Below are 23,673 nucleotides of genomic sequence, written 5' to 3'. Positions count from 1 at the left end.
CGGGACCTATGTCAGCCGCGCCAGCAATTCACGGGTTTTGCTCAACGCCATCTGCGCCCGATCCAGCCCGCTCACGCCCTGCTCCAGCAGTTGCACGGTGGGAATCTCCAGGCTCAATGGAATGTTAGCCGGCAAACACCGCAACAGCCCCGGCAGATCACAATCGCCATCGCCGGGAAAACGCCGTTCATTACGCGCCTGCCGCAAGATCTCTGCCATGTCGGCCGGCCTGGGCCCCGCCACGTCGCACAACTGCGCATACCGTAACCGCGAGGGGGCAACCCTGGCCAGATCTTCCAGCCGCGACCCGGAGCGATCGAAGTGAAAGGCGTCGACCAGCACCGCCGCATTTTCACGCCCCGCCCTTTCGACGATGCGCACGGCTTGCTGCAGATCGCGCGCGTCGGTCCAGGGCATGAACTCCAGGTGCGGGTGCAGCCCGTAAGGCGCCGCCAGATCACACAGCCTGGCGAAATTCTCGGTCATTCGCTGCTCGTCAGGATCGTTGCCGGCCACCAGCAATTCAGTGGCACCGAATTCGGCGCCCACCGCCAGCACTTGCTCGAAATCGGCCACCAGGGTGTCCGGTTTCAGCCGCAGGATTTCCACATCCAGGACACGAATGCCGGTGTCACGCAGACGCGCCAGGGTCTGGCGCCGCAGATCGCCATCCGCCACCAGCGCGAAATGGTGTTCCTGCGGCGTCGCCGGCACCAGGCGCAAGCCAACATGGCTGTAACCGGCCCGCGCCGCGACCTCGACCATGTCCGGTGGTGACAACTCCAGCACGGTAAGACTGGCCAGGGAAAAGATTCGTTCACTCATGCTCAATCCTCGATCAGGGCCGGTGCGCAGGCGCGCCCGGTTTCAGCGGCCTGGCGAATCGCCTCGACCAGCGCCAGGGTGCGGGCTGCGTCAGCGGCGCTGACCAGCGGCTCGACCTGCCCACGCGCCACGCGCACGAAGTGCTGCAACTGCAAGCGCAGCGCGGGTTCGACACTGAAAGGCTCGTTCGTCGACGCCAGGGGTTGATGCCAGCCACCGTCGGCTTGCGTGTAGTGCCAGTGCTTGAGCTGCGGGATACTGAGCGCCCCGGCGGTTCCCGCCAGCAAATAGCACGGCTGGTCGGCCTGGCGTGGATACACCGGGTTCTCTCCGGAGCCCAACTCCCAACTCCAGGGCGCTGCCACCGCATCGGACCCGGTCAGGCTGCCCAGCGCACCGTTGTCGAATTGCAGCAGCACGGCCGCGCAATCCTCGTTGGCAAACCCGCGCACGGCGTTGCTGGTGATGGCCTGCACCTGGCGCACTTCGCCGCACAGATGCCGGAGCAGATCGAGGTCGTGGATCAAGTTGGTCAACAACATGCCCGCACCGGGCTCGCGGCGCCAGGCCGTTTCGAAATAACTGTCGGGTTTGCGCAATTGCCAGAGTGCGGTGACGGTGCTCAACCGGCCCAACGCGCCGCTGTGGACAAGTTCATGGGCGCGGACGATCAACGGGTTGTGGCGTCGATGATGGCCGACCAGCACGGGAACGCCGCTCGACTTCGAGGCAGCCACCAACTCCCGGGCCTCATCCAGGTGCACACCCACCGGCTTTTCCAGCAACACTGGTAACCCGGCAGCCAGGCAATCGAGCGCGGTGCTGACGTGCAGCGTATTCGGGTTGGCGATAATGACCGCCTCCGGCTTTGCCTGCTCCAGCATCTGACGATGATCGGCGAAATACCCTACTCCCCATTCTCTCGCGAGGCCCGGCGCTTGCGGGCCAGGGTCGGCCACGGCGCACAAGGTCGCTTCAGTCAGGGTTTTCAACTGCTGGTAATGCTGCTGGCCCATGTTGCCAGTGCCGATCAGGGCTATACGCAATGGTGAACTCAAGGTGCGGTCCTCTTGTGTTATTGTTGGAATCAACAATTTAGAACCTGGTTCCAGATTCTTACACAAGCACGCATTGAAAGTGTTCGAACAGCGCACAGCTTTGGCAAGCTCAACGCCAGCCAAATGTGGGAGCGGGCTTGCTCGCGAAGAGGGTGTATCAATCAACATTTCCGTTGCATGACACACCGCATTCGCGAGCAAGCCCGCTCCCACAGGGATTGTACAGGCCTCAGGGAAATAGCTCTGACGCCAGACTCGCCGCCGACAACTCATCGGTAAACGCCAACAACAACGGCGCCAGTTCATGCAGCCGCGCCCCCGGCAGCCGCGCACTCGGCCCGGCGATGCTGAGCACGCCGATCACCCGTCCATCACCGGGATGTCGCACCACCGCGGCAATCGCCGAGGTACCCACCGCCGAACTTTCCTCGACACAGGCGTAGCCCTGCTCCCGTGCCAGGCGCAACCGTTCAAGCAATTCAATGTTGGACCTGGGGGCATTCGGGCCCAGCTCCAATGGCCGATCCGCCGCCTGGCGCTCCACCAGCGACAAGGCTTCGGCATCGCTCATGCAAGCCAGCCAGGCATGACCGGAGGCGGTGTAGAACAGCGGCGCATCCCGCCCCATGTCCGGGTCGTAACGCAGACCGGAACGAGCCCCCTGCGACTTGGCAATCCAGGTCTGGCGCTCGCCTTCGATGACCCCCAGGCGCACCAGTTCGCCGGTTTCCTGAGCCAACCGGTCGAGCACCGGCTGCACGATATCCGCACCGCTGCTCGACAGATAACGGAAGCCCATCGCCACCAGCCGGGTCGACAGGTGATAACGCAAGTTCTCCGGATTCTGGCGCACATAGCCGAGCCGGATCAGCTCAACCAGCAAGCGGTGGGTGGCACTCTTGGGGATGTCCAATTGCTCTGCCAGCACCTGCATCGGCAGGCCGCGAGGGTCGCTGGTGAGGCTTTCAAGCACACTGAAAACACGTTCGATCTGACTGCCGGCCATGGGGGTATCCACGCAAAATTTGCTCGATTCTAGAAGACAACCTGAGGAATGCGAAATCTGGAACTGACTGTCCGATAACCGCCCGCTTTACTCAGCATCGACTTGCCGGCTCTCTGCGGCCCTCATATATTTTCTGGAACCAGATTCCACAATAATAAACAGCGGAGTTCAATCAATGCCTGCCCAACCCCTTCCCGACATCGATTGCGATGTGCTGATCGTCGGCTCCGGTGCGGCCGGACTGGCAACGGCCGTGACGGCGGCATGGCATGGCCTGAAGGTGATAGTGGTGGAAAAAGACCCGGTATTGGGCGGTGCCACCGCCTGGTCCGGCGGCTGGGCCTGGGTACCGTGCAACCCCCTGGCCCGACGAGCCGGTATCGTCGAGGAAGTTGAACTGCCACGCACTTACTTGAAACACGAACTGGGCGACCGGTATGACCCGGCAATGATCGATGCCTTCCTCGAGGCCGCTCCGCGCATGGTGGCGTTCTTCGAACAACACACTTCGTTGCAATTTGCCGACGGCAATGCGATCGCCGACATTCATGGCGACACGCCGGGGGCCGGCACCGGTGGGCGTTCGGTGATCGCCGCGCCCTATGACGCGCGCAACGTCGGCAAGCTGCTCAAGCGTCTGCGCAAAACCATGCGCGAAACAGCCTTCATGGGCATGCCGATCATGGCGGGCGCCGACCTCACCGCGTTTCTCAACCTGACCCGCTCGTTGTCGGCGGCCTGGCACGTTACCCGGCGTTTCACTCGCCATCTGTTCGACCTCGCCGTGCATGGCCGGGCGATGCAGCTGGTCAACGGCGTGGCGCTGGTGGCGCGCCTGGCGAAATCCGCCGATGATCTTGGCGTGTTGCTGTGGGAGTCGGCACCGGTTACCGAGTTGCTGCACGAGAACAATCAGGTAAAGGGCGCGGTCGTTCGCACCGGCAAAGGTTCGATCCGCATCAAGGCACGCAGGGCGGTGGTGCTCGCGGCCGGCGGTTTCGCCAATGACATCGAACGGCGTAAGGCCTTGTTCCCCCGCACACCGACCGGACACGAACACCTGGCACTGCCGCCCCTCGGCGTGTCCGGCGATGGCCTGCGACTGGGCGAGAGCGTCGGCGCCCGGGTCGACACCAACCAGGCATCGCCTGTGGCCTGGGCACCGGTGTCACGCGTGCCCTATCGCGATGGCAGCAGCGGCCACTTCCCGCACATCATCGAACGCGGCAAGCCGGGGATCATCGGCGTGCTGAGCAATGGCCAGCGCTTCGTCAACGAAGCCAACGGCTACTACGACTATGTGACGGCCATGGTCGCCAGCGCCCCGCCCGGCGAAGAAGTGGCGTCCTGGCTGATCTGCAGCCATGGCTTCCAGCGACGTTATGGCCTGGGTATTTCCCGGCCGTTTCCGGTACCGCTATCGTCCTTTATCCGCAGCGGTTATCTGAAAACCGGCAACACCCTGGAAGAATTGGCCCAAGCCTGCGGCATCGACCCGATCGGCTTGTGCACCACCGTGTCGGACTACAACCGGCACGCCCAAAACGGCCAGGACCCACAGTTCGGCCGCGGATCAACGCCCTACAACCGCAAACAGGGGGATGCGCGCCAACAGCCCAACCCCTGCGTCGCACCCATCGAACAAGGTCCGTTCTATGCCGTGAAAGTCGAACCGGGCTGTTTCGGCACCTTTGCCGGACTCAAGGTCAATCAACACGCCCAGGTCCTCGACGACTCGGGGCAGGCCATCAGCGGCCTGTATGCGGCGGGAGCCGACATGGCCAGCATCATGGGCGGCCACTACCCTGCCGGCGGCATCAACCTGGGGCCGGCGCTGACATTCGGCTACATCGCCGCACGCCATATCGCCGGCATCAGCGCTTATGAAAAGGAGATCGACCATGCAACACATCGTTAACGCACAGGGCTTGAACATGCCCAAGCTCGGCCTCGGCACCTGGCCAATGCTCGGTGAAGAATGCACCCGGGCCGTGGAACAGGCCCTGGCACTGGGTTATCGCCACGTCGATACCGCTGCGGCCTACAACAATGAGGACGCTGTCGGTCAGGCACTGTTGAATAGCCCCACACCCCGTGAACAGATCCACGTCACCAGCAAAGTCTGGTGGGACCAGCTGCAACCCGATGCCATGCGCCATTCCATGGACCGCAGCCTCAAGGCTCTGCACAGCGATTACATTGACCTCTTCATGATCCACTGGCCCGGCACCGATTGGGACTTGCCGCGCACGATCGAAACCCTGGTGTCCTTCAAGGAACAGGGGTTGGCGCGCAACATCGGCGTGGCGAATTTCCCGCTGCCCCTGCTGCGCAAAGTGGTCGAGGAACTGGGCGCACCGCTGTCAGCCATTCAGGTGGAATACCACGTGCTGCTCGGACAAAACGCACTGCTGGACTACGCCCGTCAAAATGACCTGGCACTGACAGCTTATTCGCCGCTGGCACGCAACAAGGTCTCGGATGTTCCGGCTATCCAGCAAATTGCTGCCAGACACGGAGTACTGCCGACCCAGGTCGCACTCAAGTGGCTGCTGGATCAACCGAACGTGGCCGCCATCCCTAAGGCCAGCAGCAAGGCCAACCAAATAGCCAACCTGGAAGCGTTCGCAGTCAACCTGGATGATCAGGATCGTGCGCTGATTGCCGGCTTGTCCAAGCGTGAGAGGCAAGTCAGTCCGGATTTTGCGCCCGTGTGGGACGCGTTCGATCGATAACCGCGAAAAGGCCACTTTTGATGTGCGACACCCGTCGCAATGACTGTGGCTTACCAAACCTTACACATTTCACCCACACGCCTTGGCCAGTGCGGTTATTCATAGACCCGGCGCTACACGCCCCACCCATCTATGAGAGACCGCCAACATGCTATGGAACAAGGCAAGACGCAGCAAAAACGTGAACGACACTCGCCAGGGCAAGGATGCCCGCACACTTACAGGGACAACACTGGCTGCCGGACTGGCCGCCGTCGCCCTGGCCGGCGCAGGACTCTATTCGACACTGGACACGCCAGCGGACGTCATTGCGCCCGCGCCCTCGTACACCCTGAACCACCCCCTCCCTCAACCATCGGTCGAGCCTGAAGAAGATCTGCAGCTGATGTTTGTCCAGTCGGTGCTGGGCGATACCGAAGACACCTGGCAACAACTGTTTGCGCAAATGGGCCGAGACTACCCGCTACCCACCTTGACGCTGTTCGAAAACGGCGTGGTCTCCGGCTGTGGTTTCGCCAGCTCCAGCAGTGGCCCGTTCTATTGCCCGAGCAATCAACAGGTGTATCTCGACCTCGGCTTTTTCAACAAACTGGAGCAGCAGTTTGCAGTGGTCGGTGACTTCGCGCGGGCTTATATCATCGCGCACGAAATCGGGCATCACGTGCAGCTTGAACTGGGACTGTCCGAACCTTTCGAAAAAGCCTTGCTCGAACAACAACCGGTCAGCGGCGATGGCGGACTGGAGGTCCGTGCGGAGTTGCAGGCCGATTGCCTGGCCGGAGTCTGGGCGCACCATGCGCAACAGCGCCTGGACTGGATGGAGCCGGGTGATATCGAAGCCGCCCTGCATGCCGCGGCAATGTTCGGTGACGACCAACTGCAAGCTTCGCGAAATGCCAAGGTTCGACCGGAGACATTCAGCCACGGTACTTCCCGCCAGCGCGTGAACTGGTTCAAGACAGGATTTGCCTCGGGCCTGCCAGAGACCTGTGACACCTTTACTGCCGATGCCCTGTGATCCCGCCCGTCCATGAAACCTCTGATGTCACCGCATGGATAGAACCGCCGTCGCTCCCGGCTGTCTGACGACCGGACTGGCGCCGCGTCTGGTCTGCAGCAACACTCATCCCACGGTTCTTTACCCGCAACATCAGAGGATTCCCACATGCTATGGAAAAAAGGCCGACGCAGCGACAACGTGGTCGATGCCCGTGGCGATGATGTCGGCGGCGGTGGCGGCGGGATGCGTTTTGGTGGCGGCAAGGGCCTGAGCCTGACGGCGATCCTGCTGATCGTCGGCATCGGCTGGATCACCGGCCAGGACCCGCTGCAGATCCTCGGACAATTGACCGGGCAGATGAGTGAACAATCGGCGCCGACCACGTCACAGACGCGCAAGGCGCCACCGGCCAATGACGAAGGGGCCGAGTTCGTCCGCTCGATCCTCGGTGATACCGAGGACACCTGGCGGCAGATTTTCCAGCAGGCGGACCGGCAGTACAAGGATCCGACCCTGGTGCTGTTCAGCAACCGGGTCAATTCGGCCTGCGGGCTGGCAACCTCGGCGACCGGCCCCTTCTATTGCCCCGCAGACCAGAAGGTCTATCTGGACATGGGCTTCTTCCAGGAGATGTCCCAACGCTTTGCGGCCGCGGGCGATTTCGCCCAGGCCTACGTGATCGCTCACGAAGTCGGACACCATGTTCAAACCTTGCTCGGCGTTTCGGCGAAGATGCAGGTCGCCCGCCAGCAAGGCCGACAGATGGAAGGCGATGGCGGCTTGCTGGTGCGCCAGGAGCTGCAAGCGGACTGCCTGGCCGGGGTCTGGGCCAACAACGCGCAGAAGCGCCTGAACTGGCTGGAGCCGGGCGACATTGAAGAAGCATTGAACGCGGCGAACGCCATTGGCGACGATCGCTTGCAGCAACAGGGTCAGGGCCGCGTGGTGCCGGACTCGTTTACCCATGGTACGTCAGCGCAACGGGTGCGCTGGTTCAAAACCGGATTCGCCCAGGGCCAGGTTGGCCAGTGCGATACCTTTGCGGCGAAAAATCTGTAGATGAAGAAGTGGTGGTTAGTCGTACTGTTCACATGCGCAACGTCCCAGGCCGCCGAGCACGCGGTCAAGGAACTCAGCCCCGGGCGCCTGCTGTTGAAATCCGGTGAAATCGCGGTGGGCATCAGCCGTGCCCCGGCAAAAATCGAGCGGGTATTGATCATCGTCCATGGTCGCTTGCGCAATGCGCAAACCTATCTGCAGAGTGGCACGCACGCGGCCGAACTGGCCGGGCAAAGCGCTACGACCCTGGTGATCGCCCCGCAGTTTCTCAATGAAACCGACGTTGCGCAGCATCCAGTGGCGGACACCGTCCTGCGCTGGCAGGGCAATGAGTGGATGGCTGGCGGTGAATCCACCGCACCCTTTCGCCTGAGTTCCTACGACGCGCTGGACGAAATCATCGCTCGCCTGGGTGATCGTCAGCAGTTTCCGGATTTGAAGCACATCGTCATTGCCGGTCACTCGGGAGGCGCTCAGGTGGTTCAGCGCTACGCCCTGCTGGGTCACGACAAGTCGGCCCTGGAAGCCGCCGGTGTGCAGCTGCGCTATGTCGTCGCCAACCCCTCTTCCTACACCTATTTCGATGAGCGTCGGCCAGTGGCCTTCAATCATGCAGGCTGTCCGCAATTCAACCGCTGGAAGTACGGGCTGACGGATATGCCTGCCTACGCAGAAGGACAAACTGCCGCCCTGCTGCAGGAAAAGTACCTCAAGCGCAACATCGTTTATCTGCTGGGGCAGCAGGACGTCGATCCCAATCATCCAGCCTTGGACAAAAGCTGTGAGGCAAAGGCCCAGGGTCCGAATCGATTGGCCCGCGGGCGCTACTACTTCAATTATCTGAAGCGCCTGCAACCCCAGGGGTTGCAGCAGCAACTGATTGAAGTGCCCGGGGTCGGGCATAACGGGGACGGAATGTTTACATCACCGCAAGGACAACAGGCGTTGTTCCCGTAACCGAAATTCCCCTGTAGGGCTGCCGCAGGCTGCGATCTTTTGCTCTCAACAAATCAAGCCAAGAGCATCTGCCGCAAGGCGACACAATCCGCCGCATGCCAATCGGTCAGCTCAGGCCACGGATTATCCGGCAGGTTGACCAAAACCGTCCGCGCTCCTGCCGCGCGACCGCAATCAAGGTCAAACCGGTAATCACCGACCATCACCATCTCGCTGGCCGACACCTTCCAGGCTTCGGCCAGCTTCAGCAATCCACCAGGATGGGGCTTGGGTGGCGCTTCATCGCGGCCCAGCACATCCTCCACGGCGAAGCAGTCAGCCAGGCCGATAGCCTCCAGCGTGACATGCGCGAGTTCGCGAGCATTGCGCGTGAGGATCCCCAGGCGATACCCGCGGCCAGCCAATTCACGCACCAGCTCCACCGCCCCCGGTGCCGGTTTCGAGCCCAGCGCCAGATCGCGTTCGTGCTCGAGCAGCCAGGCGTGTTTGGCGCTGGCTTCTTCGGCGGGCAGTGCCGCCAGATGCGTGAGGATGTCGTCTTCAGGCGGGATCGCCAACGCTACGCGAATCGCCGCGAAATCATGCACCGCCACCGTCAGGGTGCCGTCCATGTCGAACACCCAATGGCGCACCTCGGCCAGGCTCATGCCCAATCCTTGCGATGGCGAATCAAGCCTTCCTGAGTGACCGAAGCCACCAGTTGCCCGGCGCGGTTGAACACGCTGCCACGGGTGAAGCCGCGGGAATTGCCGGCCCACGGGCTGTCCATCGCATACAGCAACCAGTCATCGGCGCGCAGGTCGGCGTGGAACCACAGCGCGTGATCGAGGCTGGCAACCTGCATGTCCTTGTGCCAGACCGATTTGCCGTGGGGCAGCATCGAGGTGGTCAGCAGACCGAAGTCCGAAGCGTAGGCCAGCAGATACTTGTGCAAGGCCGGGGAGTCGGCCATGGCGCCGTCGGCGCGAAACCAGACGTATTTGACCGGATCGCTGGCTTTCGGGTTGTAGGGATCTTCCTCGGTGACGGGCCGGAATTCGATCGGTTTCGGGCACAGCAATTTTTCACGCATGTGCTCGGGAATCAGGTGAGCCCGTTGCTGGGTCAGTTCCAGTTCCGATGGCAGGTTTTCCGGCCCGACCACTTGCGGCATTTCGGTCTGGTGCTGGAACCCTTCTTCGTCGTACTGGAACGAGGCGCTGCAAGTGAAGATCGGCTGGCCCTTCTGGATCGCCGTCACCCGCCGCGTGCTGAAACTGCCACCGTCGCGCACCCGGTCAACGGAATACACCACCGGCAACTTGGCATCGCCCGGACGCAGGAAATAGCCATGCATCGAATGCACATGACGCGCCTCTTCAACGGTCTGGCTGGCCGCCGACAGCGACTGACCGAGCACCTGGCCGCCGAACAGCTGACGAAAGCCCAGGTCCTGGCTGCGGCCACGGAACAGGTTTTCTTCGATCGGTTCCAGGCTCAGCAGGTCGACCAGATCATCCAACACTTGGCTCATTCAGACTCTCCTCACACAACGCAAATGCCGCGCAGTCCTGGCTGCGTCGGTCGATTCAATTTCTGGCCGGTGCCAACATGGGGGCCATTGTAAACGTCCGTGGCAGGTTATCCATGCAAGGTTTGCAGCCATTGTTCACGGCTGATGCGGTACAGCACGTGGTGACGCAGGGGATGATCGAGAGCCAGCCTGGGATGATCGAAGTCATCGGCCGGATCGTGATGCATGCCGATCGCCTGCATGACTTTCTGCGACGGCAGGTTGCTGACCGCGGTAAAGGACACGACCTCGTTCAACACCAGGCGATCAAAGCCGCAGCGCAGAGCGGTCCATGCCGCTTCGCTGGCATACCCCAGGCCCCAGTGCTCGCGCGCCAGGCGCCAGCCGATTTCAATGGCGGGAGTGAAAGGCGCGTCGAAACCGACCACGCCCAGACCGGTAAAACCGATGAACTGTCCGGTGTCCTTGCGCTCCAGCGCCCAGAGGCCAAAGCCATGCTCGACAAAGTGCTCGCGAACCCTGTCAATCATCGATGCACTTTCAGATCGGCTCAAGGGCGCCGGAAAATAACGCATGACTTGTGGATCGGCGCACATCGCGGCAAATTCCGCCAAGTCGCCATCATGCCACTGCCGCAACAGCAATCGCGCGCTCGCCAGTTCCAGTATCGGCTCCATCGTCCCCCTCCCCCAATTCCATGCTGCAAGTCTACAACGCTGGTAGGATCCTTCACTCATTCCGAAACGAAATCATCATGCCGCTGCCGCTGATCTACCACGAAGACTACAGTCCCGAGTTCCCGGCGGATCACCGCTTCCCCATGGACAAGTTTCGCCTGCTGCGCGATCACCTGGTGGACAGCGGCCTGACTCGCGACGCCGACCTGCTGCGCCCACAGTTGTGCCCGCCGCAGATTCTCGCGCTCGCCCATGACCCTTCGTATATCGAGCGCTACATGAGCGGCGATTTGTCCCGCGAGGACCAGCGACGCCTCGGCCTGCCGTGGAGCGAAGCCCTGGCCCGGCGCACGGTGCGGGCGGTGGGCGGTTCGCTGCTGGCAGCGGAACAGGCGTTGGAACATGGCCTGGCCTGCCATCTCGCGGGCGGCACGCATCATGCGCATTACGATTTCCCCGCCGGGTTCTGCATCTTCAATGACCTGGCGGTGATCAGCCAATTCCTGCTGGAGAGTGGTCGGGTGAACAGGGTGCTGATCTTCGACTGCGATGTGCATCAGGGCGACGGGACTGCGCGGATCCTGCACAACACGCCGGAAGCCGTGACCGTTTCCCTGCACTGCGAGAAGAACTTTCCTGCACGCAAAGCCGAAAGTGACTGGGACATCCCGCTCCCCAACGGCATGGGCGATGCCGATTACCTGAAGGTGGTGGACGATGCGCTCAACTACCTCTTGCCCCTCTATCAGCCGGACCTGGTGCTGTACGACGCGGGTGTCGATGTGCACAAGGACGACGCGCTCGGTTACCTGAAGCTGACAGACGAAGGCGTCGCCGCCCGCGATGAAGCCGTCATGCGCCATTGCCTGGGTCGGGACATTCCCGTTGTCGGCGTGATTGGCGGCGGCTACAGCAAGGACCGCCGGGCCCTCGCCCGCCGTCACGGCATCCTCCATCACAGCGCCCAGCGGGTCTGGCAGTCATCAGGCTGTCACTGAGTTGTGGATGCTTTACCCACAATGCCTGTGGAACTGCCTGTGGATAACCTGAGTGAAAGGGACTGCAGCCCATGCCACCTGCAGGCTACAGAGAAGTGATTATTTTTTAACCAGCCACTGAATAGACCTCTGAACCCTGTAGGAGCGAGCTTGCTCGCGATGGACTCAAGGGCACCGCATAAATTCAGGATGAGCGCGTCATCGTTAACGTCCATCGCGAGCAAGCTCGCTCCTACAAGGGATGGGGCTGCTAGAATGCCCGCCCTCTTCCGCAGAACCGCAGCGCACGCCATGACCCAGCACTCCGCCTCCTCCCCTTCATCTGTCGCCATCATCGGCGGCGGCCCCGCCGGTCTGATGGCGGCTGAAGTCTTGAGCCAGGCCGGGATCAACGTCGACCTGTACGACGGCATGCCTTCAGTGGGGCGAAAATTCCTCCTGGCCGGCGTAGGCGGCATGAACATCACCCACTCCGAGGCCTACCCGGCGTTCCTTTCGCGTTACGCCGAACGGGCACCGCAGATTGCGCCGCTGTTGCGCGCCTTCGGTGCCGATGCGTTATGCCAGTGGATACATGGCCTGGGCATCGACACCTTTGTCGGCAGTTCCGGGCGGGTCTTTCCCACCGACATGAAGGCCGCGCCCCTGCTGCGCGCCTGGCTCAAGCGCCTGCGCGACAGTGGCGTGGTTATCCACACCCGCCATCGATGGCTCGGCTGGAATGCCGATGGCAGCCTGAAAGTGTCGAGCCCCGAAGGTGAAAAAACCTTAACGCCTGATGCAACGTTGCTGGCCCTCGGCGGCGGCAGTTGGTCACGCCTGGGTTCGGACGGCGCGTGGATGCTGCCACTGGAGCAAAAGGGTGTAGGACTCGCACCACTGCAACCGAGTAATTGCGGTTTCGAGGTGCAGGCCTGGAGCGATTTGATGATCAGCAAATTCGCCGGCGCACCGCTGAAAAACATCGCCATCGGCCTCAACGACGACGTGCCGCGGCTCGGTGAATGTGTGATTACCGCCACGGGGATTGAAGGCAGCTTGATCTATGCCTTGTCGGCACCGATCCGTGAAGCCATCAACCAGTACGGTTCGGCGACCGTTCATCTCGATCTCCTGCCCGGACGACCTGTGGATAAAGTCCAGGCTGCCTTGAGCAAGCCACGGGGATCACGCTCGATGGCCAAGCATCTGCATAGCCAGTTGGGTATCGATGGGGTGAAAGCGGCACTGTTGCGAGAGCTGACATCTGCCGACACCTTTATCGACATGGCATTGCTGGCCAAGGCGATCAAGGCGTTGCCGATGACACTGGTGAAAACCCGACCGCTGGATGAGGCCATCAGCAGTGCCGGCGGTGTGTTGTTCGAGGCGATGGATGAGCGGTTGATGCTCAAGCAAATGCCTGGGGTGTTTTGCGCTGGGGAAATGCTCGATTGGGAAGCGCCAACGGGTGGCTATCTGCTGACCGCGTGTTTCGCCAGTGGGCGTGCAGCGGGGTTGGGGATGGTGGAGTGGTTACAGCGCAAGGGCTGAAGACCGCGGCGCCGCCATCGCCAGCAGGCTAGCTCCCGCATTGATCTTCTGTGAACACAATATTTGTGTACGACACAGGTCCACTGTGGGAGCCAGCCTGCTGGCGATGACGGCCTAACAGACGCCGCCGCTAATCAAGGTTTGCGCTTACGCGGCCCAGTGTTGAACACCGGCACTTTGCGCACAGGTTTTATCGAAGGCTCCGCCGGCGCAACCTCTCCGCTGTCCACCCACTTGCCCAGATTGCGTTTACCACCGCCACCACCCGAAGCCTTGGGCTTCTTCGGTTTCTTCGGCTTCTTGACCACCTGGCCACTGGCATCGGTGTCGGGCACGCGATGCTCAGGCTCGAAGTCCGGCTCGTTCTGACGCTTGAGCGTCTGACGGGTCAACATCTCGATGGCCGACAGCAGATTCACTTCATCGGCGCACACCAGGGAAATCGCCTCGCCGGTCGCCCCCGCGCGCCCGGTACGACCGATGCGGTGGATGTAATCCTCGGCCACGATCGGCAAATCGAAGTTGACCACCAGTGACAAGTCTTCAATATCCAGGCCCCGGGCCGCGACGTCGGTGGCAACGAGGATCTGCACTTCGCTGAGCTTGAAGCGGTCCAGCGCGCGCTGACGGGTCGCCTGGGGCTTGTCACCGTGAATGCCGTCGGCGTTGATGCCCAGGCCCTGGAGTTTTTCCACCAGCGCGTCCACGCCGTTGCGGGTCTTGGCGAACACCAGCACCTGCTTCCACTTGCCCTTGCGCATCAGGTGCACGAACAGCTCCGGCTTGCGCTTCTTGTCCACCGTCACGATCCACTGCTTGACCGTATTGGCGGCGACGTTGCGCGGGCTGACTTCGATGCTCAGCGGATCATTGAGCATTTGCCCGGCCAGCAGGCGGATGTCGTCAGAGAAGGTGGCGGAGAACAGCAGGGTCTGGCGCTTCTTCGGCAACGCCTTGTAGATATTCGCCAGTTCCTCGGAGAAACCCAGGTCGAGCATGCGATCGGCTTCGTCCAGCACCAGGGTTTGCAGCTGATTGAACTTCAGTGCGTTCTGGCGGAACAGGTCGAGCAGACGGCCCGGGGTCGCCACCAGCAGGTCGACACCGCTACGCAGCTTCATCATTTGCGGGTTGATGCTGACGCCGCCATACACCGCGTAGGTGCGCAGCGGCAGGTTCTCGGCATATTGGCGCACCGCTTCGTGAACCTGCTCGGCCAGCTCCCGGGTCGGCACCAGAATCAGCGCACGCACCGAGTTGGCGGCGACTTTCGGCCCTTCCATCGCCAGCAACTGCAGAAGCGGCAAGGCGAAACCGGCGGTCTTACCGGTGCCGGTCTGGGCGGCGGCCATCAGGTCGCGACCGGCCAGCACCGCCGGAATGGCTTGTGCCTGAACCGGCGTCGGAGTCTGGTAGCCGAGCGTCTCAAGGGAGCGCAGCAAGGGTTCGATCAGGCCAAGGGTGGCGAAAGTCATGGGAGTACCGTAGGAAAATTCAGCGCGATTGTGCAGAAGGAGTGTGCAATGCCGCGCAGTTTACCCTAATTCACACGGGATTCTGTCGGCACTGCCTTGACCACTGGCCGTTCCGGTGTGCGGCGCCATTGCGGCAGGCCAATCAGCACCACGGCGCTGATGATCACCAACATGGCCAGCGCTTCCTCGATGCCGATGGTTTCGCCGACAAACACGATCCCCAGCAACACGGCCACCGCCGGGTTGACGTAGGCATAACTGGTGGCCGCCGCCGGACGCACATGCTTGAGCAGATACATGTAGGCATTGAAGGCAATGATCGAACCGAACACGGTCAGGTACGCCAGCGCCGCCCAGCCCTCGATGGGCGGCATCTGCTCCAGGTGTTCACCGCTCACGGCACTACCGATCAGCAACACCACGCCGCCCACCAGCATTTCCACGGCGCTGGCCATGGCGCCTTGAGGCAACGGCAAGTGTTTGCTCCACACCGAGCCGAACGCCCAGGTGGCCGCGGCAAAGATCAGCAACGCCGCACCCAGCGGACTCGATTGCAGGTTGGAGCCCAGGTTGAGCATGGCAATGCCGATCATGCCGAGCGCAATCCCGGCCCATTCGAGACGGGTATTACGCGCGCCCCAGAAATATCCACAGAGCAAGGTGAACAGCGGCACCGTCGCCACGGCCAGCGCGGCGACACCGGACGCCACGCCCGTGTGTTCAGCCAGGCTAACCCCGCCGTTACCGCAAGCCAGCAGCAACACACCGATGATCCCGGCGGCTTTCCATTGCGCCCAGGTCGGGGCCGGCGCTCCGCGCCAGCGCAGGAAGGCATACATCAGCGTCCCGGCGATCACGAAGCGAATCCCCGCCAACAGCAACGGCGGCCAGTACTCCACACCGATGCGGATCACCAGGTAGGTCGAGCCCCAAATCACGTACAACGCGAAAAAGGCAGCGATTAACGGTAAGGGAAAACGACGTAGACCAGGCATGGGGGGCAGCTCACAGGCAGGACAAGTGAACAGCTATTTTAGAAAGGCTGACATGGGAAAATAAGTTACAAAACCTGTTTAAAGCATCAGTACACTTTTCAAAACACGGAGTTCAGCGCTATAAACCGTGTTTTCGAAAGTCCGTTATTTTGAGGAGTTCGACCGTGGACAAATATGACCGCATGCTGCTCAGCGCCCTGCTGGAAAATGGTCGCGCGTCATATGCCGACCTGGCGCGCAAGGTCAACCTCTCCGCCCCGGCCGTGGCCGAACGCGTGGCCAAACTCGAATCCAGCGGCGTGATCACCGGCTACCAGGCGAAAGTCGACATGGCCAAGCTCGGGCTGCCGATCCAGTGCGTGATCGAATTGCGCCTGAACCAGCATGGCAATCAGAAGGCCTACGACGACCTGATCAAGATCCCGCAGCTGACTGAGTGCCACCGGGTGACCGGCGATCCGTGCGTGATCATGCAGGCGGCGGTGGCTTCGATGCCGGAGCTGGAGGAGTTGATCAACCGGATTGCCACGTTTGGTTTCAGCAAGACGTCGATTGTGCTGTCGAGTGCCATCGAAAAGCGTGTGCCGTTGGGGCATATCGAGGGCAACTGTAAACAAGGCTGACATCAACCCATTTCAATGTGGGAGCCAGCCTGCTGGCGATTGCGGTGGATCAGCCAACCAAGAGGTTGAATGACACCCCGTAATCGCCAGCAGGCTGGCTCCCACAAGGGTTACTTGCAGGACTCGGGATCAGCGATAGCGCTTGAGATGCTCACCCACTTTCGCTGCCGGCACTTTCTGCAACTTGCATAGCAAGTCATGGGACAACTCACTCAACCCATGCTTTTGCCGCAACTCCCCGGCCAGGTGCGTCAGCAGGTTGGCCGCCATCTCGGCATCGGCCATGGCCCGGTGAGCCTTGCCGGTGTGGGGCAGGTTGGCGAAGGTGGTGAGGGTGCCGAGTTTGTGGTTCGGTGCCGCAGGCATCAGGCGACGCGCCAGCAGGAGCGAGCAGGCAAAGTTCTGCAAGCGCGTGCGTTTGATTCGCCCCAGCTCGAAGTCCCAGAACTTCTGGTCGAACGCCGCGTTGTGCGCCAGCAGTGGCGTAGTGCCGACAAACTCGTTGACCTCGTTCATCACCTGCTCCGCCGCAGGCGCAGTGCGCAACATGGCATTGCTGATACCGGTCAGTTGTTCGATGAAGCCCGGGACGCGGACGCCGGCGTTCATCAGGCTCTGGTAACGCTCGACGATGCGCCCTTGCTCGAGGATCACCACGGCAATTTCCGTGGCCCGGCAGCTGCTGCTCGGAGAGATCCCGGTGGTTTCAAAGTCGATGACTGCTATGCGTTCCAAACCTGTTTCAACTCCGTAAAAATCAATTCTTGAGCAGCAACGCGCCTTCGATCGGCACATAGCGGCTGGCGGCGCGGATCAGCGAATTGGCCGTGAGGCCCGGCACCCCGTAGGCCACCGCTTGCACCCCGTGTTTGCTGATGATGCGCTCCAGCAGCATGTCGAAATCACCGTCGCCGGAGGCCAGCACCACTTCATCGACATGGTCGGCCGCGTCCATGATGTCGAGGGTGATGCCCACGTCCCAGTCGCCCTTGGCCGATCCGTCGCTGCGCTGGATATAGGGCTTGAGCTTCACGGTGAAACCGAGGTTGCGCAGGATCTGCTGGAACTGCTGCTGCTTGCTGTCGCCACGATCGATCGCGTAGGCGTAGGCCTCGACGATCTCGCCCTGCTTGCTGATGTCAGCCCACAACGCGGCATAGTTGAAGTGGCAACCATAAGCCTGGCGCACGGTGTAGTAGAGGTTCTGGACATCGGCGAACACTGCGATTTTTTTCACCGGACACCTCATTAACGCGCAGGCAGGATCAGGCACCAGGCCCGAAAAGTCGCCCAGTATGCCAGCCAAGAGGTGAGTTTCGCGAATAATCGGCCCGGAGCGCCGCAGCGCCCCGGACGAATGGCGTATCAGACGAAGGAGTCGTCGTCGCCGCCGAAGAACGATGAGCTGTCATCGCTGTAGTCGGCGTCGGCAAAACCGCCCTGGTCGTTGCCGTAGGTATCATTGCCGGCCATGCGCTGGTCATCGCCCCAGCCAGTGTTGCCCTGGTCGTTGACCTGGGCCGGTTCTTCCTTGATGACTTCGACGACTTCCTGCGCTGGCTGGTTGTGGTGGAACAGGCTGCTGATACCTTGTGCCAGCATCACGCCACCCGCCACACCAGCCGCTGTTTTCAGCGCCCCGCCGAGAAAGCCGCTGCCCGCCGCTGCTGGGGCCTGTTGCTGGGGTGCATAGCCCTGCTGTGGAGAGGCACCGAAGTTCTGCTGCTGAGGCTGTGCGTTGAACGACGGCCGTGCCGGCTCACGCCAGCCGCCACCACTCGACGGCGCCGATTGCACGGGCGCAGGCTGCGGATCACGGCTGCCGCCACCAAAGATGCTCGACAAAAAGCCACCGCTGCTCGGCGTCGCAGCTGTCGTTTGCGCCTTGGCCTGTTGCAGTTCGGCCTGCAATTGCTGGATTTGCGCCGTCAGTTGTTTGTTCTGTCCGTCGAGGCTCTTGATCGCCGCCTCTTGCACCAGGATCGCCTGGGTCATGAAATAACCTGCCGCCGGTTGGCGCACCAGGTGTTCCTTGATCCGCGCCTCGGCCTGGGCGTCGCGCGGGGCTGAGTCCGCCTCGGCCTGTTGCAGCCGGGAAAACAGTCCATCGATCAGGGTTTGTTCTTCGCTGTTCATGGCGACCTCGTAGATTGCCGGGAAAATCGTTGCCTTTACCCTCAAAGGATAAGGTGCCCGACCTTAATGGAGGCTGAAACAAGTTGTTTCAATGACCTTTACCGAACGTTTACGTTTGCGCCCTCCCGCGTTTCATCGGTTAAAGTGGGCCACTGCTTTCAACCAGCGATACCAACTGATGAATCCGTTCGATGTACTGCGTGACTCCTTGTATTTCTTCAAACGCAATCTGCGCCAGATCGTGCAGCTGTGCCTGCCGTTGGTGATCATCGAGGCCCTGTTGCAACAAGTGGTCGACCGCTCCACCGAGCCGGACAGTTTTCCGGGCATCAGTGTGATCGTCGGCTTGCTGGTCTATCCGCTGTACACCGCCGCCCTGATCCTGTTCCTCGACGCCCGCAGCCGTGGCGAATCGCCAAGCAATCGCGAGCTGCTGTCGAGGTCCGCTTATCTGTGGCCGCGTTTCGCCCTGCTGACCGCCCTGAACACCCTGCTGATCCTGCTCGGCCTGTCGCTGTACTTCCTGCCGGGCATCTGGCTGATGGTGACCCTGGCCTTCGGCGAGTACCTGCTGGTGCTGCGCGGCCTGGCGCCCTTGCAGGCCATGAAGGAAAGCCTGCGCCTGACCCGCGGCCATTTCATGCGCATCCTGGTGTGCATCCTGTGTGTGATGGGGCCCTTGTGGCTGCTCAAGGGCGCCACATTGGCAGCGTACCCCGAGCCGCAGAACCCGGTGATCTCGCTGCTGATCGACAGCGCCCACAGCTTCCTGCAGCTGTTCACCAGCGTGGTACTGTTCCGCCTGTTCATGCTGATCAGCGAGGTGCCGGAAAAAATCGATGGGCCACGTTGACCGTGGGCGACCGCCCGTCAGTCGGGTATGCTCGGGGTCAACTTCCGTAACGCGATAAGCCGAGCCATGACCCGACTGCTGCGCTACACCTTGCTGGGATTGTTGATCGTCATCGGCTTGACCGGCGTGGCGGTCTACAGCCTGACCTGGCGCCCCGAGGCCAGGGAATCAGCGCCAGTCAGCTGCACCCAGGCGTCCACCCTCGCACCAACCCTGGCACCGGGCCAGGCACTGAAGGTCATGACCTGGAACGTCCAGTACCTGGCGGGCAAGCGTTACGTGTTCTGGAATGACCTGGCCGCCGGCACCGACGATTCCCCCACGCCGGAAGACATGGCCTTCAGCCTCGATGAAGTGGCGCGCGTGATTCGTGACGAGCAACCGGACGTCGTGCTGCTGCAGGAACTCGATGACGGCGCCAAGGCCAGCGACTACCAGAACCAGCTCAAACTGTTGCAGGAGCGGCTCGCCGACCTTTACCCATGCAGTGCCCAGGCCTTCGACTGGAAGGCTGACTTCGTGCCCAACCCGCATATTTTCGGTAGCGTCGGCCGTCAGTTGGCGACCCTGAGCCGCTATCGGATCGAGCACGCCGAGCGCCTGCAATTGCCGATCACTTCGGCCAATCCGATCAGCCGCCAGTTCCAACCGAAAAACGCCTTGCTGGTGACGTACCTGCCCTTGAGCGACGGTGGCCAGCTCGCGGTCCTCAACACCCATCTGGACCGTGCGAGCCAACCTGACGAGACGCTGCAGGCACAGGTCGCGGCCGTGGCCAAGGTCCTCGACAAGTTCGAAAGCCGCGGCACGCCCTGGCTGATCGGTGGCGACTTCAACCTGCTGCCGCTGGGGCAATACCAGCGCCTGCCCAACGAACAGCGCACCCCCTACTCCGCCGACAGCGCCCTGCATCTGTTGTGGGACAAGTACCCGATGATCCCCACCAATAACGAGTCCGGCGGGATCGACCGCGCGCGCTGGCTGACCCATTACCCGAACGATGCCGGGTTGAACGGCCCGGACCGGACCGTCGACTATCTGTTCTACAGCCCGCGGATCAAACGGGTTGAGGCGATGGTCCGGCAGGACGATACCTTGCGCATCTCCGATCACCTGCCGGTGATTGCGCGGTTCCTGCTGCCCGCCGCGCCGTAGCTTGTCGCGTCATTGCTTGCGCGGCTTGATCCGTGCCGTGGCTTCGGCCACCAGCGGGTCGTCCGGCCAGTAATGTTTCGGGTAGCGTCCCTTCAAGTCTTTTTTCACCTCGGCGTAGGTGCTGCGCCAGAAGTTCGCGAGGTCCTGGGTCACCTGCACCGGCCGCCGCGCCGGGGACAGCAAATGCAGCTTGACCACTTGCCGGCCACCGGCGATGCGCGGGGTTTCGGCCAGGCCGAACAGTTCCTGCAAGCGCACCGCCAGGATCGGCGTCTGCTCGCTGTAGTCCAGGCGAATCGATGACCCCGATGGCACACTCAAGTGGTGTGGCGCCAACTCGTCCAGCCGTTGAGGCAGTGGCCATGGCAACAGGTTGTGAACGATGCTCGAGAGGTCGAGATTGGCGAAATGACTGAGCCGCGAGACTTTGCCCAGATACGGCATCAACCAGTGCTCAAGGTTGTTCAGCAGCGCAGCGTCGCTGACATCAGGCCATTCGCTTTCACCCTTGCTGCCCAGGTCCAGCTGGCGCAACAACGCCACCCGTGCCTGCCACTGGCGCAACTCCGGGGTCCACGGCAACAGCTCCAGGCCTTTGCGCCGCACCAGATTCACCAATGCCTGGCTGCGGGCGCTTTCATCGAGGCCGGTGAGCGGTTCGCGGCTGAGAATGAGCTCACCGACCTTGCGTTGGCGCTCGGCCCGCAGCACGCCTTCGCGCTCATCCCAGTCCAGTTGATCGACGCAACGCACCTGTTCGGCCAGTACCGAGTCGAACAACGCCGGATCGAAATCCGCCGCCAGATAGATCCGCTCTTCACGCTGGCCCTGACGACTGCCGAGATCGGCGATCACCAGCCACGGCTGCTTCATCAGGCTGTCGGCTTCGGCAAACAGCGCCGCACGACCGTTGGCCAGGCGATACTCGGCACCGCCGGCACGGCGTTGCTGGGCGACGCGGTCGGGATAGGCCAAGGCCAGTAACGCCCCGAGCCAGCGCGGATGGTCGAGGTCGCTGACCGGCTCCGACGCCTTGCCGCGCAAATAACCGCGATACTGCCGCGCCAGTTGCCGGGCGCGCTGTACGCCACCCTGGGCACCCCGGGAAGCGCGCTGTTCGCCGGACAGCAAGGCCAAGCGGCTGTGCAAATCGGCGCCAGCGCCACGCAAGATGTCGCGCTCGCCAAGCAATGCCGCGACATCGCACGCCATGTCGGCCAGGCCGAGCGCCTGTCCTCGTAACAACAAGTGCGCGATGCGCGGATGCGCCGGCAGTTCGGCCATGGCCTGACCGTGACGGGTCAGCGCTTCGCCATCCAACGCGCCCAGACGAACCAGCAAGTCCTGAGCCTGTGCATAAGCGGCGGTCGGCGGCACATCAAGCCAAACCAGCTGCCCCGGCGTCACGCCCCAACGCGCCAGCTGCAGCGCCAACCCGGCGAGATCCGCCGAGAGTATTTCCGCACTGCCATAAGCCGCCAATTGTTCGTGCTGATCCTGGGACCACAAGCGGTAGCACACCCCCGGTTCCAGTCGCCCTGCCCGGCCCGCACGCTGGGTCGCGCTGGCCTTGGAAATACGCTGGGTGTCGAGGCGGGTCATGCCGCTGCCGGGGTCGAAACGCGGGACCCGCGCCAACCCGGCATCGATCACTACGCGTACGCCGTCGATGGTCAGGCTGGTCTCGGCGATGTTGGTGGCCAGCACCACTTTGCGTTGGCCTGGCGGCGCCGGATCGATCGCCGCCCGTTGCGCGGCGAGGTCCAGTTCACCGTGCAACGGGCAGAGCAGGACCTGAGGGTTATCGCCCAGCGCATCGGCGAGTTGTTGATGCACGCGACGGATCTCGGCCTGCCCCGGCAGGAACACCAGCACGCTGCCGCTTTCATCGTTCAAGGCTTCGAGGATGGTCTGCACCAGCCGTGGTTCGATGAATTCACCGGCCTGGAACGGCCGACCCCAGCGCATCGCCACCGGGTACATGCGGCCTTCGCTGCGCAGGATTGGCGCGTCGTCCAGCAACCCGGCCAGCCGCTCGCCTTCCAGGGTGGCCGACATCAAGAGGATTTTGAGCGGCTGATCGTCGCGGAACAGTTCGCGGCCATTGAGGCTCAGGGCCAGCGCCAGATCGGCGTCGAGGCTGCGCTCGTGGAACTCGTCGAAGATCAACAGGCCCACGCCCTCCAGCGCCGGATCGTCCTGCAGACGCCGGGTGAGAATGCCTTCGGTGACCACTTCGATACGGGTGTTGGGGCCGACCTTGCTGTCGAGCCGAATGCGATAACCCACGGTTTCGCCGACCTTCTCGCCCAGTTCACTGGCCAGGCGCTCCGCCGCTGCCCGCGCGGCCAGACGGCGCGGTTCAAGCATCAGGACGGTCTGCCCGGCCAGCCAAGGCTCGTTGAGCAAGGCCAGGGGCACACGGGTGGTCTTACCGGCGCCGGGCGGTGCTTCGAGCACGGCTTCGTGGCGTGTCGCCAGGGCTTCACGCAGGGCGGGTAAAACTTCATCAATCGGCAAAGAAATCATGCTGGCTCCCAAACAGAGGCGCGAGTATAACGGCGAACTGCCCAGTGTTCGTTGCGGTCCTAATTCATATCGACGACGCTTCGTTTTGAGATTACCCAGGAGATTTCATATGCGTGTTCCCTTTCGCCTGATCGGCGGCGTTCTGGTCGCGACCCTGCTGACCCAACTGACTGCCTGCGGTTCGATCTTCTATCCGGATCGTCGTGGCCAGATCGATGGCAAGATCGACCCGGCCATTGCCGTGCTCGATGCCGTGGGCCTGCTGTTCTACATCATCCCCGGCCTGATCGCGTTTGCCGTGGACTTCGCCACGGGTGCGATCTACTTCGAACCGGGCAAGACGGCCCAGGTCGATCCGGAAAAACTCAAGGACGCCATTGGCGCGGACGGCAAGGTCGATAACCTCAAGTTGCAGTCTATCCTGCAGCGTGAACTGGGCCGCAGCTTGCCGCTGGACGATCCACGCCTGATCCAGTCCAAGGGCAGCGCCCAGCAACTGGCCATGTTCGGCCTGCAACCCGCCGCGTAATCGGGGCACGACAAGGA

At 62.2% G+C, this 23,673-nt stretch carries 23 protein-coding genes; 11 read left to right on the top strand and 12 right to left on the bottom strand.

What is annotated here, in order from left to right; translation table 11 throughout:
- Positions 1–6: 6 nt before the first annotated feature.
- The 3 genes from ACM6I6_RS29955 to ACM6I6_RS29945 all read right to left on the bottom strand — a co-directional run bounded on the left by ACM6I6_RS29955 (position 7) and on the right by ACM6I6_RS29945 (position 2,889).
- Complete coding sequence (locus tag ACM6I6_RS29955) at positions 7–825, bottom strand: sugar phosphate isomerase/epimerase family protein (RefSeq protein ID WP_274074499.1); 819 nt, start codon at positions 823–825, stop codon at positions 7–9.
- Between the two features lie 2 nt (positions 826–827).
- Positions 828–1,883, bottom strand: a complete 1,056-nt coding sequence (locus ACM6I6_RS29950) for a Gfo/Idh/MocA family protein (protein ID WP_274074498.1) — start codon at positions 1,881–1,883, stop codon at positions 828–830.
- 229 nt (positions 1,884–2,112) lie between these two features.
- Positions 2,113–2,889 (bottom strand): IclR family transcriptional regulator, encoded by a 777-nt coding sequence (locus ACM6I6_RS29945; protein ID WP_274074497.1) that lies wholly within the window; start codon positions 2,887–2,889, stop codon positions 2,113–2,115.
- Positions 2,890–3,064: 175 nt separating this feature from the next.
- Between ACM6I6_RS29945 and ACM6I6_RS29940 the strand changes: the two genes are divergently transcribed.
- The 5 genes from ACM6I6_RS29940 to ACM6I6_RS29920 all read left to right on the top strand — a co-directional run bounded on the left by ACM6I6_RS29940 (position 3,065) and on the right by ACM6I6_RS29920 (position 8,640).
- A complete protein-coding gene (locus tag ACM6I6_RS29940) occupies positions 3,065–4,807 on the top strand; it encodes an FAD-dependent oxidoreductase (protein ID WP_274074496.1) in 1,743 nt (580 codons plus the stop codon).
- Positions 4,791–5,624, top strand: a complete 834-nt coding sequence (locus ACM6I6_RS29935) for an aldo/keto reductase (RefSeq protein WP_274074495.1) — start codon at positions 4,791–4,793, stop codon at positions 5,622–5,624. The genes ACM6I6_RS29940 and ACM6I6_RS29935 overlap by 17 nt, the downstream gene beginning before the upstream one ends.
- A gap of 148 nt (positions 5,625–5,772) precedes the next feature.
- On the top strand, positions 5,773–6,642 hold the full coding sequence (locus tag ACM6I6_RS29930; RefSeq protein ID WP_414921183.1) for a neutral zinc metallopeptidase: 870 nt from the start codon (positions 5,773–5,775) through the stop codon (positions 6,640–6,642).
- Between the two features lie 147 nt (positions 6,643–6,789).
- On the top strand, positions 6,790–7,683 hold the full coding sequence (locus tag ACM6I6_RS29925; protein ID WP_274074493.1) for a neutral zinc metallopeptidase: 894 nt from the start codon (positions 6,790–6,792) through the stop codon (positions 7,681–7,683).
- Positions 7,684–8,640 carry an alpha/beta fold hydrolase gene (locus ACM6I6_RS29920; RefSeq protein WP_323626405.1) on the top strand — a complete coding sequence of 319 codons (957 nt, stop codon included), beginning with the start codon at positions 7,684–7,686 and terminating at the stop codon, positions 8,638–8,640.
- Between the two features lie 53 nt (positions 8,641–8,693).
- Here ACM6I6_RS29920 and ACM6I6_RS29915 read toward each other — a convergent pair whose 3' ends face one another.
- From ACM6I6_RS29915 to ACM6I6_RS29905, 3 genes are all read right to left on the bottom strand, one after another.
- Complete coding sequence (locus ACM6I6_RS29915; protein WP_274074491.1) at positions 8,694–9,287, bottom strand: HAD family hydrolase; 594 nt, start codon at positions 9,285–9,287, stop codon at positions 8,694–8,696.
- Positions 9,284–10,153 (bottom strand): acyl-CoA thioesterase II, encoded by an 870-nt coding sequence (tesB, locus tag ACM6I6_RS29910; protein WP_323608320.1) that lies wholly within the window; start codon positions 10,151–10,153, stop codon positions 9,284–9,286. Before tesB ends, ACM6I6_RS29915 begins: the two co-directional genes overlap by 4 nt.
- Before the next feature lie 107 nt (positions 10,154–10,260).
- On the bottom strand, positions 10,261–10,830 hold the full coding sequence (locus tag ACM6I6_RS29905) for a GNAT family N-acetyltransferase (protein WP_414921182.1): 570 nt from the start codon (positions 10,828–10,830) through the stop codon (positions 10,261–10,263).
- Positions 10,831–10,907: 77 nt separating this feature from the next.
- On the opposite strand from ACM6I6_RS29905, the gene ACM6I6_RS29900 reads away from it, so the two are divergent.
- Together ACM6I6_RS29900 and ACM6I6_RS29895 are read left to right on the top strand one after the other, a co-directional pair.
- On the top strand, positions 10,908–11,828 hold the full coding sequence (locus ACM6I6_RS29900) for a histone deacetylase (protein WP_414921181.1): 921 nt from the start codon (positions 10,908–10,910) through the stop codon (positions 11,826–11,828).
- A gap of 291 nt (positions 11,829–12,119) precedes the next feature.
- Positions 12,120–13,361, top strand: a complete 1,242-nt coding sequence (locus ACM6I6_RS29895) for a TIGR03862 family flavoprotein (RefSeq protein ID WP_414921180.1) — start codon at positions 12,120–12,122, stop codon at positions 13,359–13,361.
- Between the two features lie 134 nt (positions 13,362–13,495).
- Here ACM6I6_RS29895 and ACM6I6_RS29890 read toward each other — a convergent pair whose 3' ends face one another.
- Complete coding sequence (locus tag ACM6I6_RS29890; protein ID WP_414921179.1) at positions 13,496–14,836, bottom strand: DEAD/DEAH box helicase; 1,341 nt, start codon at positions 14,834–14,836, stop codon at positions 13,496–13,498.
- A gap of 65 nt (positions 14,837–14,901) precedes the next feature.
- Complete coding sequence (yedA, locus tag ACM6I6_RS29885; RefSeq protein WP_323608324.1) at positions 14,902–15,831, bottom strand: drug/metabolite exporter YedA; 930 nt, start codon at positions 15,829–15,831, stop codon at positions 14,902–14,904.
- Positions 15,832–15,995: 164 nt separating this feature from the next.
- On the opposite strand from yedA, the gene ACM6I6_RS29880 reads away from it, so the two are divergent.
- Positions 15,996–16,454 (top strand): Lrp/AsnC family transcriptional regulator, encoded by a 459-nt coding sequence (locus tag ACM6I6_RS29880; RefSeq protein ID WP_414921178.1) that lies wholly within the window; start codon positions 15,996–15,998, stop codon positions 16,452–16,454.
- 129 nt (positions 16,455–16,583) lie between these two features.
- On the opposite strand, the gene ACM6I6_RS29875 is transcribed toward ACM6I6_RS29880, so the two are convergent.
- The 3 genes from ACM6I6_RS29875 to ACM6I6_RS29865 form a co-directional block, all read right to left on the bottom strand.
- Positions 16,584–17,189, bottom strand: coding sequence for a 3'-5' exonuclease (locus tag ACM6I6_RS29875; RefSeq protein ID WP_323608326.1), 606 nt, complete (start codon positions 17,187–17,189; stop codon positions 16,584–16,586).
- Positions 17,190–17,211: 22 nt separating this feature from the next.
- Complete coding sequence (locus ACM6I6_RS29870) at positions 17,212–17,703, bottom strand: NYN domain-containing protein (RefSeq protein ID WP_178134372.1); 492 nt, start codon at positions 17,701–17,703, stop codon at positions 17,212–17,214.
- 116 nt (positions 17,704–17,819) lie between these two features.
- The gene (locus ACM6I6_RS29865) at positions 17,820–18,590 is read right to left on the bottom strand and encodes a DUF2076 domain-containing protein (RefSeq protein ID WP_414921177.1); all 771 of its coding nucleotides are present in this window, start codon (positions 18,588–18,590) and stop codon (positions 17,820–17,822) included.
- 178 nt (positions 18,591–18,768) lie between these two features.
- On the opposite strand from ACM6I6_RS29865, the gene ACM6I6_RS29860 reads away from it, so the two are divergent.
- Together ACM6I6_RS29860 and ACM6I6_RS29855 are read left to right on the top strand one after the other, a co-directional pair.
- Positions 18,769–19,443 carry a YciC family protein gene (locus ACM6I6_RS29860; protein WP_274074481.1) on the top strand — a complete coding sequence of 225 codons (675 nt, stop codon included), beginning with the start codon at positions 18,769–18,771 and terminating at the stop codon, positions 19,441–19,443.
- Positions 19,444–19,509: 66 nt separating this feature from the next.
- Entirely contained in the window at positions 19,510–20,598 is a 1,089-nt protein-coding gene (locus tag ACM6I6_RS29855) for an endonuclease/exonuclease/phosphatase family protein (protein ID WP_414921176.1), read from the top strand.
- Positions 20,599–20,607: 9 nt separating this feature from the next.
- On the opposite strand, the gene hrpB is transcribed toward ACM6I6_RS29855, so the two are convergent.
- Positions 20,608–23,127: an ATP-dependent helicase HrpB gene (gene hrpB, locus ACM6I6_RS29850; RefSeq protein ID WP_414921175.1), complete on the bottom strand. Its 2,520-nt coding sequence runs from the start codon at positions 23,125–23,127 to the stop codon at positions 20,608–20,610.
- Positions 23,128–23,236: 109 nt separating this feature from the next.
- Between hrpB and ACM6I6_RS29845 the strand changes: the two genes are divergently transcribed.
- Positions 23,237–23,656 carry a polyribonucleotide nucleotidyltransferase gene (locus tag ACM6I6_RS29845; RefSeq protein ID WP_274074478.1) on the top strand — a complete coding sequence of 140 codons (420 nt, stop codon included), beginning with the start codon at positions 23,237–23,239 and terminating at the stop codon, positions 23,654–23,656.
- The last annotated feature ends 17 nt before the right edge of the window (positions 23,657–23,673 follow it).

Source organism: Pseudomonas sp. IT-P218 (assembly GCF_949767605.1).
Lineage (GTDB): Bacteria > Pseudomonadota > Gammaproteobacteria > Pseudomonadales > Pseudomonadaceae > Aquipseudomonas > Aquipseudomonas putida_AE.
Note: the sequence above shows the minus strand (reverse complement) of the source record. Positions and strands in the feature narration are given on the sequence as shown.

Bases quoted from the DNA above. Each gene is read 5' to 3' on its own strand.
- ACM6I6_RS29955 (WP_274074499.1), bottom strand. From the start codon at position 825: ATGAGTGAACGAATCTTTTCCCTGGCCAGTCTTACCGTGCTGGAGTTG.
- ACM6I6_RS29945 (WP_274074497.1), bottom strand. From the start codon at position 2,889: ATGGCCGGCAGTCAGATCGAACGTGTTTTCAGTGTGCTTGAAAGCCTC.
- ACM6I6_RS29940 (WP_274074496.1), top strand. From the start codon at position 3,065: ATGCCTGCCCAACCCCTTCCCGACATCGATTGCGATGTGCTGATCGTC.
- ACM6I6_RS29935 (WP_274074495.1), top strand. From the start codon at position 4,791: ATGCAACACATCGTTAACGCACAGGGCTTGAACATGCCCAAGCTCGGC.
- ACM6I6_RS29930 (WP_414921183.1), top strand. From the start codon at position 5,773: ATGCTATGGAACAAGGCAAGACGCAGCAAAAACGTGAACGACACTCGC.
- ACM6I6_RS29925 (WP_274074493.1), top strand. From the start codon at position 6,790: ATGCTATGGAAAAAAGGCCGACGCAGCGACAACGTGGTCGATGCCCGT.
- ACM6I6_RS29920 (WP_323626405.1), top strand. From the start codon at position 7,684: ATGAAGAAGTGGTGGTTAGTCGTACTGTTCACATGCGCAACGTCCCAG.
- ACM6I6_RS29915 (WP_274074491.1), bottom strand. From the start codon at position 9,287: ATGAGCCTGGCCGAGGTGCGCCATTGGGTGTTCGACATGGACGGCACC.
- tesB (WP_323608320.1), bottom strand. From the start codon at position 10,153: ATGAGCCAAGTGTTGGATGATCTGGTCGACCTGCTGAGCCTGGAACCG.
- ACM6I6_RS29905 (WP_414921182.1), bottom strand. From the start codon at position 10,830: ATGGAGCCGATACTGGAACTGGCGAGCGCGCGATTGCTGTTGCGGCAG.
- ACM6I6_RS29900 (WP_414921181.1), top strand. From the start codon at position 10,908: ATGCCGCTGCCGCTGATCTACCACGAAGACTACAGTCCCGAGTTCCCG.
- ACM6I6_RS29895 (WP_414921180.1), top strand. From the start codon at position 12,120: ATGACCCAGCACTCCGCCTCCTCCCCTTCATCTGTCGCCATCATCGGC.
- ACM6I6_RS29890 (WP_414921179.1), bottom strand. From the start codon at position 14,836: ATGACTTTCGCCACCCTTGGCCTGATCGAACCCTTGCTGCGCTCCCTT.
- yedA (WP_323608324.1), bottom strand. From the start codon at position 15,831: ATGCCTGGTCTACGTCGTTTTCCCTTACCGTTAATCGCTGCCTTTTTC.
- ACM6I6_RS29870 (WP_178134372.1), bottom strand. From the start codon at position 17,703: ATGAGGTGTCCGGTGAAAAAAATCGCAGTGTTCGCCGATGTCCAGAAC.
- ACM6I6_RS29865 (WP_414921177.1), bottom strand. From the start codon at position 18,590: ATGAACAGCGAAGAACAAACCCTGATCGATGGACTGTTTTCCCGGCTG.
- ACM6I6_RS29860 (WP_274074481.1), top strand. From the start codon at position 18,769: ATGAATCCGTTCGATGTACTGCGTGACTCCTTGTATTTCTTCAAACGC.
- ACM6I6_RS29855 (WP_414921176.1), top strand. From the start codon at position 19,510: ATGACCCGACTGCTGCGCTACACCTTGCTGGGATTGTTGATCGTCATC.
- hrpB (WP_414921175.1), bottom strand. From the start codon at position 23,127: ATGATTTCTTTGCCGATTGATGAAGTTTTACCCGCCCTGCGTGAAGCC.
- ACM6I6_RS29845 (WP_274074478.1), top strand. From the start codon at position 23,237: ATGCGTGTTCCCTTTCGCCTGATCGGCGGCGTTCTGGTCGCGACCCTG.